This window comes from Micromonospora sp. NPDC003776 (assembly GCF_053605645.1).
In genome coordinates this window covers 1-14,686 of sequence record NZ_JBSGJR010000105.1, presented here as the reverse complement: position 1 = coordinate 14,686, position 14,686 = coordinate 1, and the positions used below count along the sequence as shown (strand labels likewise).

Genomic DNA, 14,686 nt, shown 5'->3' with positions numbered 1-14,686 from the left:
GCTGATCGGGCTGGGCGCGGCGGCCGGGCTGATGAGCGCCGGGCTGTCCGGCGCCGGCTCGCTGGCGTACGGGCTGGGCGTGACCATGGTCGGCTGGGTCTTCGCCGCCGTCGCGGCCGTCACCACCCAGCTGGTGGAGGCCGCCCGCACCGCGAACGGGATCGCCCTGGCGGTCTTCGGCGCCGCGTTTTTGCTGCGCGGCATCGCCGACTCCGCCTCGGTGGCGAACGACGGCACCGCGAGCGTGCGGCAACTGGCCTGGCTCTCCCCCACCGGCTGGTTCTACCAGCTCCGGGCGTACGCCGGGGAGCGCTGGTGGGTGCTCGGGCTGGCCGTGGTGACCGGGGCGGCGCTCACCAGCGTCGCGGTGGCGCTGAGCCGGCGCCGGGACATCGGCGAGGGTCTGCTGTCGGCCCGGCTCGGCCCGCCGGACGCGCGGCCCGGGCTGGCCACCCCGCTGGCCCTGGCCTGGCGGTTGCAGCGCGGCGGCCTGATCACCTGGGCGGCCGGCGTGGCGGTCGGCGGGGCGCTGCTCGGCTCGCTCGCCCACGACATCACCGACATGGTGGGCGACAACGCCACCGCCGGGAAGGCGATCCGCCAGCTCGGCGGCGCCGACGTGCTGGTCGACAGCTACCTGGTCTGGGTGCTGCGGATCCTCGGCCTGGCGGCCGCCGCGTACGCGGTCTCGGCGGTGCTGCAGCTGCGCTTCGAGGAGGCCGGGCTGCGCGCCGAGCCGGTGCTGGCGGCCGCGGTGACCCGGACCCGGTACGCGCTCAGCCACGTGCTGGTCGCGCTGGCCGGTGTGGTGGTGCTGCTGCTCACCGCCGGACTCGTGGTCGGGCTGGTGCACGGGGCCCGCTCCGGGGACGTGGGCGGGGAGATGTCCCGGATCCTCGGCGCTGCGCTGGTGCAGCTGCCGGCCGTGCTGCTGCCGGCCGCGCTGGCCGCGGCCCTGTTCGGGCTGCTGCCCGGCGCCACGCTGGTGGCCTGGCTCTTCGTCGGGGTGATCCTGCTGATCGCCCAGCTCGGCCCGGTGCTCGCGCTCGACGGGTGGGTCATGGATGTCTCCCCGTTCACGCACCTGCCCCGGCTGCCCGGCGGCGAGGTCACCGCGGCGCCGCTGGTTGCGCTGGGGGCGCTGGTGCTGCTGCTGGCCGCAGCCGGCATCACCGCGTTCCGCCGTCGTGACCTGGGCGTCACCTGAGACCTACTCACCACGCAAAGGGCACGGGGCCGTGACCGGTCTGGAGAACGTGGGCATGGCCCCGTGCCTGCTGCCTCGGCTGGCGGCGGGCGGGTGGTGGTGTATGCCGGGGTCTCGTCCGCCGCCAGCGACCCGGAGGGCGGCACGAGCCAATTCACAACGTGATCTGCGCCCTTAGATGGTGGTGTACGCGTGCTGGAAGGGCCGGCCGAGCCGCTGCTGGGCACGTGCGGTTCCTGGTCCGGCAGTCTGATCCTAACCGGCACCTGGAGCCGGGCGCGGCCGTAATGTTCTACAACGACGGCGTGGTGGGGCGCCGCTAGCGAGGACTTGCCGGCGCGCGCCGCCGACCGGAATCACCAGATGGCGTGTCCAGTTTGACAGGCAAGTATCTGCTTGCCTAAGGTTGCCCTTGTGGGTGACGTCTTCAGGGCCCTTGCCGATCCGACGCGCCGCACGATCCTCGACGAGCTGACCGACCGCAACGGGCAGACCCTTTTCGAGATCTGCTCGCGTCTGGCGACCACGCACGGGCTCGCCTCGTCACGGCAGGCGATATCGCAGCACCTCGACGTTCTCGAGGCTGCGGGCCTGGTCGAGACCAGCCGCGAGGGCCGGTACAAGTTCCACCGCATCAACACCGCGCCGCTCGAACCAATCGTCGAGCGGTGGCTAAAGAAGGCTGGAAGGAACGCCGGCGGCCGCCTCGGCGCTGGCACCAATACGGGCAGGAGTGAGGAACATGAGAATCAACCTGGCCAACGTGCTGGTTGACGACCAGGATAAGGCCCTGAAGTTCTACACCGAGATCCTCGGTTTCAAGGAGAAGAACAACGTTCCGCTGGGAGAGCACCGGTGGCTCACCGTGGTGTCCCCGCAGAACCCGGACGGCACCGAACTCCTCCTGGAGCCGGACGAGCACCCGGCAGCCAAGCCGTTCAAGCAGGCGTTGGTCGCCGACGGCATCCCGTACACGTCCTTCGCGGTAGACGACGTCAAGGCGGAGTACGAGCGAATGAGCAAGCTCGGGGTGCGCTTCACTCAGGAGCCCACGAACATGGGGCCGGTGACCACGGCCGTACTCGACGACACCTGCGGGAATCTGATCCAGATCATGCAGCAGGCTGGCTAGCAGTCGCGGATGACGGGGTCGAAGGTCGGCGACCGGCCTCCCTTCGGCCCCGTCTGCAGCCGAGAGAGAGCAAGCACCGAATCATCGGGATGTCCCGCAGCGCCTACGCTGGACGCGTGCGGAAACGGCTCTCCCGATGCGCATCCTGGTAACCGGCGGCGCCGGTTTCATCGGCTCCCACTATGTCCGCGCACTGCTGGGGTCCGCCGCGGATGTACGGATCACCGTGCTCGACAAGCTGACGTACGCCGGTGACCTGGCGAAGTTGGCCGCCGTCCGCGATGATCCCGCCCTCACGTTCGTGCGCGGCGACATCTGCGACGCCCCGCTCGTGGACGAGCTGGTCGCGGGCCACGAGCAGATCGTCCACTTCGCCGCCGAGTCGCATGTGGACCGCTCGATCGCGGGTGGCGCGGATTTCGTGCGCACGAACACCCTCGGCACGTACACGCTTCTCGAGGCCGCGGTCCGCCACGACCACGGGTCGCTGTTGTTCCTGTGCGTCTCGACGGACGAGGTGTACGGCTCGATCCCCCAGGGGTCGTGGCCAGAGTCGCATCCGCTGACCCCGAGCTCGCCGTACTCGGCGTCCAAGGCCGCGGCCGATCTTCTCGCGCTGGCCTGCCACCGCACCCACGGCCTGGACGTCCGCATCACCCGATGCGCCAACAACTACGGGCCGTACCAGCACCCCGAGAAGTTCATCCCCCGGTTTATCACCAGCTTCCTGCAGGGCCGGCCCGCTCCCCTGTACGGCGACGGGCTGCAGGTGCGGGAGTGGCTGCATGTCGACGACCACGTGCGAGCCCTCGAGCTGGTCCGCACGAAGGGTCAGCCGGGCCAGATCTACAACGTCGGCGCCGGCCACGAGCTGTCGAACATGGCCCTGGCCGAGCTGCTACGCCTCGAGTGCGGCGCGGGTGCGGATCTGATCCATTTCGTGGCCGACCGTAAGGGACACGATCGGCGATACTCGGTTGACACCACGAAAATCAGCAACGAGCTCGGCTTCGTGCCGGAACGGGATTTCGAGACGGGCCTACGCGAGACCGTCGCCTGGTATCGCGCAAACCGGGCGTGGTGGTCGGCCGCGGACCGGCCACGGTAGACCACCGGCTGCGGCGGCTGGCCGCAGGGTCAAGCCCTCACAGACCCGCAATCTGGAAGAGCGACGGCGTTCACCTGCGAATTACCCTTTAGGCCCCGACAACTACCCGCAAGTAGCGAAAGGGGCTATGATTCGTGTCGCCGTGACAAGAACGGATTGTTTGGCCATCCGGCTCGGTTCACACTGCAGCGTCAGCGGCGATTGAAAGACGTACCGAACATCAAACGTCGAAACCCCCTTCGGGAGATCGAAATGCCGTTGTCCAGGTGGGTGCTCCGTCGCCCGGGGTTGCCGCTCGACTGAGACGATGAACTCCGACCTCGTCCCGTTCCCGTTGGAACGTCTGCTCTCGCTGCCGATCGTCGAGCAGTTTCCGGGGATACGGCCGGCCGTCGCGCAGCTCGACGGGCCGGGCGGCACCCTGGTGCATCGCGCTGTCAGCACGGCGATGCGGCAGTACCTGACCGGCGCCCACTTCGGCGGCGCATGGCCGGACACGCCGCATGGTCTGCGCAACCGCATGATCGTCGAGTGGGCCAGCGGCCGGATCCGGACGCTCATCGGCGCGGCCGGCGGGACGGTCACCTTCGGCAGCAACATGACGGCGCTGACCATCCTCTTCGTACGCTCGATCGCGCCAGAGCTGCGTGCCGGCGACGAGATCATCTGTACCCAACTGGACCACACCTCCAACGTGGCGCCCTGGCTGGCGGCCGCCCGCGAGACCAATGCGGTCGTCCGGATGGCGACCCTCTCCCCCACTGGCGAACTCGAGGCCGCCACCGTCGTCGCGATGATCACTCCGCGTACCCGGTGGATCGCCGTGACCGGGGGCTCCAACGCCCTGGGCAGCGCACCGGACGTCGCCGCCATCTGCGCGGTGGCGCGCACGGCGGGGGTGCGCACGTTCGTGGACGGCGTCCAAGCGGTCGCGCACCGCGACGTCAACGTCGACACCTGGCAGTGCGATGCCTTCGTCACCTCCCCCGACAAGTGGTACGGCCCGCACGGCGGGGTGCTGTGGACCCGGGATGAGCCCCCGGTGCGGTATCCCGCCGAGCTTGCCCGTTCGTACTCGGTTGGCCTGCAACCCGGCACCGTCAACATCGAGGCTGTGCTCGGCGCCGGGGTGGCCGCCGACGTCCTTCTGGGGTGGGACCTGCCGGCCGTGTTCGGCCACGGCCGCCGGCTACGCCGGCTCCTGGTTGACGGGCTTCACAAGATCGAGCAGGTCCGCGTACTCGGCCCACCATCGGACGCGCCCAGCATCCCGATCGTGACGTTCCAGGTGCCCGGACGCCCGGCGGCGGACGTGGCGCGGGCCCTCGCAGCCGGCGGCGTGACCGTATGCCACGGCACTTTCTCGGCGGAGGCGGCGCTGCGGGCGGTCTCGCCTCAGGAGCCGCGGGCGGTGCGCGCCGGGATCGCCCGGTACACCACGCGTGAGGAGATCCGGACCCTGGTGCAGTCGGTCGCGGCGTTCGCCACGTCCTGATCAGTTGTAGAACATGACCGGGAACCAGCCGTGTCCGAACATGGCGGGCACCCGCACGTCCCAGTACACAATGCTGAAAACGGCGAGCGCGATCAGCAGGGCTCCGGTGACCATCGCCGAGCGGCGGGGATTCGCAGCGAGCAGGCGTACCAGGCCGCCCCGGGTCACCAGGTTCACGAGCACGAAGACCGCCGACACGAGCACGATGTTGCCCACCGACTGCGCCACGAACGCGGCCGCCCCGTACAGCGGGCTGCCGTTCTCGGCTGCCCAGTGAAAGAGCTTGTTGAACAGCGGGTAGGGCCGCCCAATCAGGAAGCAGCCGATGAGCGCGCCGAAGGCGAGGACCCTGGCCGAGGGCCGGCCCGCGAAGGGGTCCGGGATGACGCCGAGCGCACCTAGCCCGATGACCAGCAGGGCGAGTCCGACGAGGCCGAACACGACGGAGGCCTGGATTAGCCGGACCGGCATGCCGCCCGCGGTCGCTGCGGACAGCTGCGGCAGGCGGTCGCCCAGCCACACGCCGACGGCCCCGTAGGCAGCGGAGATCGTCACCATACCGACGGCCAGCAGACCGACCGGGCGCAGGAACGCCCGGGCCTGCGGCGACCGGTTGCTGGCCACATTCGCCATTGGGCCGAGGGAGGCGACCATTGCAATGTTGCAGGCGGTGAACGTGCCGGCAAGCCCGGAGACGAATGCGAAGATCAGGCCGGGCAGCGCGCCGGTGATGACGTCGGTCCGGGCGTCGTGGCCGAGCAGGCCGTTCGCCACGTGTCCTCCGATGACGGAGTCCACCAGTTCGTAGGACCAGAGGACGGCCAGCAACAATCCAGCGATCGCCGAGATGGCCACCACGCGGCCGCGATGACGCACGTCGGGCCCCGCGACGGGTGGTACGGATACGGCCGCAGCTACGGACGTTGGCGAACCGGACACCGACAGACACCTCCATGGTGGACGGAGCAGGCGTCCGCCCGCTGGCAGCGTCGCACGCAGGGCGCGCATCAGTGTTTCGCAGCTTGCGATGTTGCAGCGAAGGCGGGGCGGCCGCCCGCGTGGCCGTGTGACGATCGCCGTTGTTTGGGGCATGGGCACGATGGTTCGGAGGGCGGATGGAGCACGATGCGACAGTGCTCGACGGCGGTGTCGCCACGGAGCTGCAGCGAGCCGGCCGTTCGATGCGTGCACCGTGGTGGTCGGCCGACGTCCTGCTCGACGAGGCGGGCCGCGCATTGCTGCGACGGGTGCACGAGGAGTATGCCGCTGCCGGCGCCGATGTGCTGACCGCCGCGACGTTCCGCTGCACCCGGCGGGCCGCGCGGGAGGCCGGCGCTGATCCGGCAACTGCGGCGCGACTCATCGGGGTCGCGCTGCGAATCGTCCGCGAGGCGGCAGGCGACCGGCCGGTCCGCGTCGCCGCGTCGCTCGCCCCGGTCGAGGACTGCTACCGGCCAGACCTGGTGCCGGACGACGCGACGCTGGCAGACGAGCACGGCTGGATGGCCGACCGGTTCCGGGCGGAGGCCGTCGACCTGGTGTTGGTCGAGACGATGAACACCGTCCGCGAGGCGTCGTGCGCAACCGCGGCGGTGACCCGACGCGGGCTGCCGGCGTGGACCAGCTTCGTCTGCCGCCCCGACGGACGCCTGCTGTCAGGCGAGGACATCGGCGACGCGGCGCAAGCGGCGGAGGCCGCCGGTGCGGGTGCGGTGCTGGTCAACTGCACCACCCCGGCGGCGAGCAAGCGGGCGCTGCGCCGGGCCCGCCTGCGGTATGCGGGTCCGCTGGGCGCGTACCCGAACCTTGAGGATCGCAGGGGGATCTCCCCCGCCGCGTCGGTTGACCGCTACCTACCCGCCGGCGTCGACGGCGCCCAGTTCGCCGACTGGGCGCGGCGCGGCCGGGACGAGCTGGGACTGACGATCGTGGGCGGCTGCTGCGGTTCCACGCCGGGTCACATCGCGGTGCTGCGCCGCGCGCTGAGCGCGGACGGTGGCTGAGCCGGACGGACCCCGAGCGCGTCCAGGTCGGCGGTTACCGCAGCGCGCAGGTCAGCGCGGTCTGGCGCGGGCAGCAGCGCGGCGTCGACCGCGTCGAGCGTCATGGCGGCCAGCTCCGCGACGGTGAACCCGTGCCAGCGGGCCGCGAACCGGTACTCGGTGGCGACGTCTGTCTGGAACATGGCCGGGTCGTCGGAGTTCAGGCACACCCTGATGCCGGCGTCCCAGAGGCGGCGAAGGGGATGTTCTGATGCCGCGGCCACCACGCCGGTGCGTAGGTTGCTCGTCGGGCAGAGCTCCAGGACCACGCCTCGTTCCCGCAGCAGGGCCGCCAGTGCCGCATCCTGCAGGGCGTGGACGCCGTGGCCGATGCGGGGCGGGTCGAACGCCATCGCGTCCCAGATGGCTTCCGGGCCGACCGCCTCGCCGGCGTGCGGCACGAACGGCACGCCGTGATCGCGGGCGAAGCCGATCGCCTCACCGAACAGCGAACTCGGGCGCCCTGGCTCGTACCCGCCCAGGCCGAGCGCGACCACGCCGTGGTCCCTGCCTGCCACGGCCCACTCGGCGGTGCGCAGGCATTCGGTCGGGGACTCTCCGCGTACGTGGTCCACGACGAACCGCATCCGTACGCCGTTCTCCTGCTGGATCCGGACAGCAGCCTCGGCGATAGCGTTCATCTGCTCGTCAAAGGGAATCCCTCGGCCCCGCTGGTGCATCCCGGGAGTGAAGGTGACCTCGAGGTAGCGGACCCGCTGGGCATACGCGGCCCGGCCCAGGTCGACGGTGATCGCCGCGAGATCCTCCGGTTCCCGCAGCGCGGCGGTGGCTTGTTCGAAGACCTCTGTGAAGTGTTGGAAGTCCCGGTATGCGAACCAGCGGGCGAGCCTCCGCTCGTCGGCCCCGCCGAGGTCGAGGCCGTGCCGGCGGGCGATCCGCAGCAGGGTGGCGGGCCGCACCGATCCCTCGAGGTGGACGTGGAGCTCCACCTTGGGTAACGCGTGGAGCAGCGCGTCGTCAGGGTGTTGGTCGAGGTGCCGCACTCGGGCGAGTCTACGGCCGCCCGGGTGCCGGCCCGAGCGCACGGCGCGGACAGCGCAAGCCGGAAGAGGCCGGCGCCGCAGTCTGCGGCTTACAGTGGTCCGGAGGCCCCCTCGTAGATGATTTTTTATCCGGCAAGCCAGCCGGTCGGACCGCCATGTAGCACAAAACAGCGCTAAAACCGCCGTGTCCCGCGCACGGTCGGGCAGTCACGCCTGCTCTGATGTACTATCTGTTACTGAACAGATTGCGGCATCGAGGAGCGGCCGTGAAGGCACAACGGGACCGGCGGACTTACGATCAGCAGTGCGGCCTCGCGTTCGCCCTGGACGTGGTTGGCGAGCGCTGGACTTTACTGATCATCCGCGAGCTGCTTGTGCGGCCGCGGCGCTACCGCGACCTGCTCGAGGCGCTTCCTGGCATCGGCAGCAACCTGCTCGCCGACCGGCTGGTGTTCCTCACCGAGATGGGGATTATCCGGCCGTTGGACGCCGAGCGGCGCACCGCCGGTTACGCCCTCACCGAGCTCGGTGAGCGGCTGCGCGACACCGTGCTGGTGCTCGCCCGATTCGGGCTCGGGATACTCCGCGAGCGTCCCGGCACCATGCATGGGTCCATGACGCGGCCGACCTGGGCCGCGCTGGCCATCGAGGCGCTGGTCGACTCGTCGCGGGCGACTGCCGACGAGTCGTATGAGTTTGACATCGAGGGCGAGGTCTTTCATGTGACAGTCGCCAACGGTGCGGCTCGCACGGTGCCGGGTCCGGATCCTGAGGCAGTCCTGCACATCACCACCGACGCCAAGACGTTCTTCGATCTAGGCAGCGGTGCGATCCAGCCGGTGGAGGCGCTGGTCAGTGGGGCCGTGACAGTGACCGGCCCACCGGCGGCACTGCCCCGCTGCCTCTACCTCATCGGGCTCGGCGACAAGCCGTCTCGCGAGCGCGGCGCGCCAATGGCGGCGGCCGGTCGGGCCAGCTGAAAGCCGACTCGCCCGGCGAGCCCGTGGCGTCTGCTGATCGCGTCCAGCAGCGCCGCCAGTGCCTCAAGCCCGCCGGCCTGAGCCGTTCCACCGGCGTCGGCCGGCTCGAAGCCCAGTAGCCGCACGAGCCGGGCGGCGACCTCCTTGACGGCGTCGTCGTCGCCGGCGATAGGGACAGTCACCGGCCGGGCGCCGATCATCGGCTCGGCGAGCATCGCGGCCGGCACGGTGTTGAAGGCTTTGACCGTACGCCAGTCCGGCAGCAGACTTGCCACCAGCGCGCCACCCGAACTACCCGGCGGCAACTGGGCGGCGTCGTCGAAGCAGGGATTGGTCGCATCGATCAGCGGCCGCCCCCGCCCCGGTCCGAGCCGTCCCGCCTGGGCCATCTGCAGGGCCGCTGAGAACGGCAGCGCAAGGACGACAACGTCGGCGTCGGCCACAACGGCGTGGATCGAAGTGTGCTGGATGGGGCTGCCTGTGCCAGGATCCTCAGGGCTGGAGCTCTCCGGCGCCCGACGGCCGCCCGTCAGCACCCGCAGGCCGCGTGCCGCGAAGGAACGCGCCAACATCGTGCCCATCCTGCCTCGGCCGATGATACCGATGGTTTGGACCCCCGGCAGATCGGTAACTGTGGACAGTAGCATGGGTCTCTCCCGTCGAGCCGCAACAGAGCCGACAACCATCCTGTTGAAGCCCTCTTGACGTCGTCTTGATGCCGTCGCGTAACCCGATGTAGCTCAACGCGACGGCGTCAATACTTTAAATATGGAAGTTCCTCAATTAGCATGGGCGCACCCTAGGAAGACGCGGCCGGAATCCTGTGTACAGCTCTGGGGGGAAGGACGATGACCGTGCTACACATCCACGTCCTCGGTTCGGTGTGGGTCTCCTCCGAGAATGGGGACGTGGATCTCGGTCCACCCAAGCAGCGGGCAGTACTGGCCCTCCTGGCGTTACACGCCGGCCGGCACGTTCGGCTATCCGATATCGTCGACTCGGTCTGGCCTGCAAGCGCGCCGAAGAAGGCCAACGCACTGGTGCACACATACGTCGCCCGCCTGCGCCACATCCTCGAGCCGGGCGAGGCGCGGCGGAACCGGACCCACGTGATCGCGTCCGTACCGGGCGGTTATCGGCTCACCGTGCGCGACGACCAACTGGACCTGACCATGTTCCGCTCGCTCGCGGCGCGCGCCGTCGCGCTGCGCGAGACCGGCGAGACCGAACAGGCTTTCGCGGCGCTGGGCGAGGCGGTCCGGCTATGGCGCGACCCGGACCTGACCGACCTGCACGGCTTGCTGCACTGCGAGGAACTGCTCCCGCTGCGGCAGGAGTTCGTCAGCGCCGCACTGGACTACCTCGCCCTGGGCCTGGAGACCGACCATCCGGAGCACGTGGTCCCGCTGGCCGAACGGCTCGCACGGGCCGAGCCACTGAATGAGCTGATCCAGGCCCGCACAGTGCAGGTCCTCGCCCGCGGTGGGATGCGCGCCGACGCGATGGAGCGCTTTCTCGGCATCACCTCACGGCTGCGCAGCGAACTTGGCGTCGATCCGGGACCGGAGCTCGCCGCGGCGTACCGGGAGGTGCTGGACGGGGATCCGAGCAGCGCGGCGGTGGCACCGGCCCGACCGTCCTGGCACGGGCCCCGACCCGGTGTGGAATCGCTGCTCGGACGCCAGGACGACCTCGACTTCGTGACCGGGTTGGTGCGCCGCTATCGCCTGGTGACCCTGACCGGGCCGGCCGGCGTGGGCAAGACCGCTCTGGCGCGGCAGGCCGCCGCGGAGCTGCGGGCGTCCTTTCCCGACGGCGTCGCGGTCACCGACCTTGCCTGTGTCCGGTGCGGCGACGAGCTGGCCGGTTCGGTCCTGCGCACGCTGGGCCGCGAGTCGGTAGCCCAGCCGGCGGCCGCGGAAGCCGGCCAGGTGCTCGTCGATCGGCTGCACGACCGCGAGATGTTGCTGGTTCTGGACAACGCCGAGTTGGTCACCGACGAAATCGCCGATCTGGTAGACGACATCCTGAGGGCGGCGCCGCTGGTCCGTATCCTGCTCACCACCCGTGAGTTGCTCGGGCTGGCCTATGAGGCGGTGTATCCGGTGCGGCCACTGGCGGTCGGGCCGGCGGGGCCTGACGCGATGCGGCTGCCCGCCCTGCAGCTGTTCGCCCGCCGCGCCGCCCAGGTCTGCCGGGGCTTCGCCCTTACCCCCGCCAACCTGGATCTGGTCGCCGAGATTTGCCGGGCGCTGGACGGCCTTCCACTCGCCATCGAACTGGCCGCCGCCTGCGTGCGGACCACCAATCTCGAGACGCTGCTGGACGACCTACGCGACCCGCTGCATGCCATCCGGCCACCTCGGCGCGGCGACCCGTCGCACCACCGGTCGCTGTACGCGGCCGTACGCCGGAACCTGGACCTGCTCGACGCCACCGAACAGCGCTGTTTCGCCGCTCTCGGGGCCGTCCCGCGGGAGTTCTGCCTCGACGCCGCGACGCGGGCAAGCGACCAGTTCAGCTCCGCGTCGGACACCCGACAATTGCTGGAGCGCCTCGTCGACAAGTCGCTGCTGGAGGTCTGGCACCGCAACCACGGCCCGCAGTACCGGATGCTCGGCACCGTGCACGCCTTCGCCCGGGAGCTGCTGCACGATTACCGCAGCCAGGTCACGACCAACCCACCGTGCCATTGCGCATCCTGCCGTCTGCCGTGATCAACCCTTGTCCATCAACTATATGTTTTATTAGTGTGGAGTTGCCCGCGGCCGGTAGGGAGACCTCATGGACCAGCGTCATCTACTCATGCACCAGGCCATGCTCGGTGATCGGCCGCGGCTCGAAGCGTACGACAAGGCATTGGCCGCGACCGTCCACCCCGGCGCCGTGGTGGCCGACATCGGCGCCGGCACGCTGGCCCTCACCGCCCTTGCCCTGCGGCACGGCGCCAGCCACGTCTACGCCGTCGAGGCTGACCCGGAGATGGTCGGCGTAGCGGCCCGGCTCATCGAGGACAACGGCTGGGCGGACCGCGTCACTTTGGTTGCCGGCGACGCCCGCCTGACCCGGCTGCCCGTCAAGGCCGACGTGGTCGTCTGCGAGCTGATCGGCAACCTCGGGCCCGAGGAGGACATGACACGCATATTGCAAACGTTCACGCGGCGCAACCTGCGGCCCGGCGGCGTCGTGGTACCAGAGCGCCTGATCACCCACTTGGCGCCGATCCAATTCGACGAGGAGGGCTGGGGCATCTGGCATGCCGGCTTCCTCGACATGCGCTTGGATGCCGTGCAGGAGTTGGTGGAAGCGGTGGCGCATCTACACTTCTTCAGCCGGAAACCGGTCGTTCTGGGAGCGCCGCAAACCCTCGCCGACAGCGCAGCCGGGCAGCACACCATCAAACCTGAACGCACGGTGCGGCTACCGGTGGAGCGCGCCGGAAGCCTGCACGCGATCGTCGGGTACTTCACCGCCACCCTCGCGCCCGGCGTCACCCTGACCAACATGCCGTCCTATCCGGGCTGCAACTGGGCGGTCTGGGTGTGGCCGCTGCGCCACACCCCCGTCGCCGGCGGCGAGACCGTGCACGCGCGCATGCTGCGACCGGCCGGCGCCGAGGCCCGCGACGTGACCGGCTGGCGGCTGGACTGTCGCCTCGACCGCGGAGTCCCGACATGATCGTCTTCACGGCAGCATCGGTGCGCGACATCTCCGTCGACGCCGCCACCGTCACCGGCCTCACGTGGTTCGGCCAGGTGCTCTGGTACGCCGAGCCGGAGCGTGAACAGCTGGTGCAGGTCGACCCGCACTCCGGGACGGCCGGGCCCACGATCGCCTGCCCCAACCTGCGCACCGGCCTCACCACCATCGGCGGCTACCTACTCTGCGCCGCCGGTCCGGCCCACCAGCTGCGGATGTGCGATCCCGGCTCCGGCGAGATCATCGGTGAGATGGCGAATCCGCGGACCGGCGAGCCCATCACCGCGATGGAAACCTCCCGGGACGGCCTGTGGTTGGGCTACCGCGACGAGCTGCGCCTGCACGCCGGCGCCGACCTCGACGTCATCACCAGCATTCCGGCGCCGCTGGGCGTGACCGGGCTGACGGTCACCGACCGGTACGTCACCTGGAGCGACCTGCTCGGCGAGGCGATCACCGTCTTCGACACCGTGACCAGACGCAACGTCCTGCAGATCCACGTCGACGGCCGGCCCACAAGCCTGACCTGGGACGGCATCCTCCTCTGGTACTACGACGGCGCCCACGCCCGGCTCCGGGCAATAGACGTGCCGGGACTGGCCTCGAACTGACACTCTGAAAGGCGGACGCATGGCTACTGTCCTGCCCCACCCCCGGCAGACCGCCTCTGACGCCATCGCGGACGCGGCTTCGCGGGCACCGTCCGTCCTCGCGATGGCCGGCCGTGCCGCCGCAGTCGGCTCCGTGGCTGTCGCGTCACTCGCCAGTGGCCTGGCACAAGCGGCAGGAACCGCGGTGCGACACGGTCGCCAAGCCGGGCGGCAACGAATCTCGCGCGAAATCACCCGCACGGTCGCCCGGCTCGGCCCCACGTTCATCAAGTCGGCCCAGGTACTGGGCACGCGGCGCGACGTGGTCCCGCCGCGGCTGTGCGACGAGCTGTCAGCGTTGCAGGACAACGTGCCGGCGCTGACCCCGAAGCAGAGCCGGGCGGCTCTGGAGGCGGTCTACGGCGATGAACTGCACACGCTCTTCGCCAGCGTGGACTACCGACCGGTGGCCAGCGGAAGCGTGGCCTGCGTCTACGCCGCCACCCGACGCGACGGCACCCCGGTGGCGATCAAGCTGCGTCGGCCCCGGATCGGCCCGCGGATGGCGATCGACCTGGAACTGCTGCGACGTGGAGCCCGGGTGGTCGCCCGGCTGCCGATGTTCCGCGGTGTCCCAGTCCAGGAGGTGGTCGGCCACCTCTGCGAGTCGGTCATCGGCCAGCTCGACTTCACGCGCGAAGGCGCCGATCTAGAACGGTTGCGCACCGAGCTAGGCACGGTAGCCCGGGTACGGGTGCCGCGAGTGCACCCTGATCTGAGCCGAAATACCGCCATCGTCATGGACTTCGTGCCGTCGCTTTCGGTCGATACCAGCGCGTCGTGCCCGCCGAACATGCGGCGCACCTTCGCGGCCACGACCATGGCTGTGGTCTATGAGATGTTGTTCGTCAACGGCTTTGTGCACTGCGATCTGCATCCCGGGAACCTCTACTTCACCCGTAGCGGCCAGGTCATCGTGCTGGACGCAGGGTTCAGCGTGCAGCTGTCGGACAAGATGCGCCGGCTGTTCGCCGACTTCTTCCTGAACATGTCGGCCGGGCGCGGTGACCGGTGCGCGGCCATCGTGTTGGAAAGCGCGATCGGGCTGAGCGCGGACGCCGACGTGCCAGCCTTTACCGAGGGCGTGACCGACCTGGTCGCTCGCAGCCATCGGCTGTCAGCGAAGCAGTTCAGTCTGATCGCGTTCGCCGGGGAACTGTTCGACCTGCAGCGCAGGCACGGCGTCGCGGCGTCTCCCGAGCTGGTCTTCCCACTGCTCTCCCTGCTGGTAGTGGAGGGCACGGTGCGCGAACTCGACCCCGACCTGGACTTCCAAGAGACGGCCAAACCTGTGCTCCGGCGCGCCTTGTTCGGTCGCTGAGGCTCCTGCGGCGCGGCGCCGGGGTTCTCGGCCGCCTGGACGGCCGAG

General features: G+C 70.0%; 13 protein-coding genes and 1 pseudogene. 11 read left to right on the top strand and 3 right to left on the bottom strand.

Annotation, left to right across the window (positions count from 1 at the left end):
• The 5 genes and pseudogenes from ACWEVO_RS12060 to ACWEVO_RS12040 all read left to right on the top strand — a co-directional run.
• On the top strand, positions 1-1,207 hold a 1,207-nt coding region (locus ACWEVO_RS12060; RefSeq protein WP_452307559.1), incomplete at its 5' end, for an ABC transporter permease.
• Between the two features lie 390 nt (positions 1,208-1,597).
• Positions 1,598-1,903, top strand: a pseudogene (locus ACWEVO_RS12055) (ArsR/SmtB family transcription factor); the annotation flags it as partial.
• Positions 1,904-1,949: 46 nt separating this feature from the next.
• The gene (locus ACWEVO_RS12050; protein ID WP_452307558.1) at positions 1,950-2,339 is read left to right on the top strand and encodes a VOC family protein; all 390 of its coding nucleotides are present in this window, start codon (positions 1,950-1,952) and stop codon (positions 2,337-2,339) included.
• A gap of 136 nt (positions 2,340-2,475) precedes the next feature.
• Positions 2,476-3,447, top strand: coding sequence for a dTDP-glucose 4,6-dehydratase (gene rfbB, locus ACWEVO_RS12045; RefSeq protein WP_452307557.1), 972 nt, complete (start codon positions 2,476-2,478; stop codon positions 3,445-3,447).
• 307 nt (positions 3,448-3,754) lie between these two features.
• Positions 3,755-4,942, top strand: a complete 1,188-nt coding sequence (locus ACWEVO_RS12040; RefSeq protein WP_452307556.1) for an aminotransferase class V-fold PLP-dependent enzyme — start codon at positions 3,755-3,757, stop codon at positions 4,940-4,942.
• Here the strand turns inward: ACWEVO_RS12040 and ACWEVO_RS12035 are convergent, their stop codons facing one another.
• A complete protein-coding gene (locus tag ACWEVO_RS12035) occupies positions 4,943-5,800 on the bottom strand; it encodes a hypothetical protein (protein WP_452307555.1) in 858 nt (285 codons plus the stop codon).
• A 257-nt stretch (positions 5,801-6,057) separates the two neighbouring features.
• Between ACWEVO_RS12035 and ACWEVO_RS12030 the strand changes: the two genes are divergently transcribed.
• Positions 6,058-6,945 (top strand): homocysteine S-methyltransferase family protein, encoded by an 888-nt coding sequence (locus ACWEVO_RS12030; RefSeq protein WP_452307554.1) that lies wholly within the window; start codon positions 6,058-6,060, stop codon positions 6,943-6,945.
• Here ACWEVO_RS12030 and add read toward each other — a convergent pair.
• Positions 6,900-7,988, bottom strand: coding sequence for an adenosine deaminase (gene add / locus ACWEVO_RS12025; RefSeq protein ID WP_452307553.1), 1,089 nt, complete (start codon positions 7,986-7,988; stop codon positions 6,900-6,902). The two genes, ACWEVO_RS12030 and add, sit on opposite strands and share 46 nt — an antisense overlap.
• A 266-nt stretch (positions 7,989-8,254) precedes the next feature.
• Here add and ACWEVO_RS12020 point away from each other — a divergent pair, with 266 nt between their 5' ends.
• Entirely contained in the window at positions 8,255-8,968 is a 714-nt protein-coding gene (locus tag ACWEVO_RS12020; protein WP_452307552.1) for a winged helix-turn-helix transcriptional regulator, read from the top strand.
• Here ACWEVO_RS12020 and ACWEVO_RS12015 read toward each other — a convergent pair.
• On the bottom strand, positions 8,893-9,615 hold the full coding sequence (locus ACWEVO_RS12015) for an NADPH-dependent F420 reductase (protein WP_452307551.1): 723 nt from the start codon (positions 9,613-9,615) through the stop codon (positions 8,893-8,895). The two genes, ACWEVO_RS12020 and ACWEVO_RS12015, sit on opposite strands and share 76 nt — an antisense overlap.
• Before the next feature lie 201 nt (positions 9,616-9,816).
• Between ACWEVO_RS12015 and ACWEVO_RS12010 the strand changes: the two genes are divergently transcribed.
• The 4 genes from ACWEVO_RS12010 to ACWEVO_RS11995 all read left to right on the top strand — a co-directional run bounded on the left by ACWEVO_RS12010 (position 9,817) and on the right by ACWEVO_RS11995 (position 14,638).
• Positions 9,817-11,685, top strand: a complete 1,869-nt coding sequence (locus ACWEVO_RS12010; protein ID WP_452307550.1) for a BTAD domain-containing putative transcriptional regulator — start codon at positions 9,817-9,819, stop codon at positions 11,683-11,685.
• 67 nt (positions 11,686-11,752) lie between these two features.
• On the top strand, positions 11,753-12,646 hold the full coding sequence (locus tag ACWEVO_RS12005; protein ID WP_452307549.1) for a methyltransferase domain-containing protein: 894 nt from the start codon (positions 11,753-11,755) through the stop codon (positions 12,644-12,646).
• Positions 12,643-13,278, top strand: coding sequence for a hypothetical protein (locus ACWEVO_RS12000; RefSeq protein WP_452307548.1), 636 nt, complete (start codon positions 12,643-12,645; stop codon positions 13,276-13,278). Before ACWEVO_RS12005 ends, ACWEVO_RS12000 begins: the two co-directional genes overlap by 4 nt.
• 103 nt (positions 13,279-13,381) lie before the next feature.
• The gene (locus ACWEVO_RS11995; protein ID WP_452307560.1) at positions 13,382-14,638 is read left to right on the top strand and encodes an ABC1 kinase family protein; all 1,257 of its coding nucleotides are present in this window, start codon (positions 13,382-13,384) and stop codon (positions 14,636-14,638) included.
• Positions 14,639-14,686 lie beyond the last annotated feature (48 nt).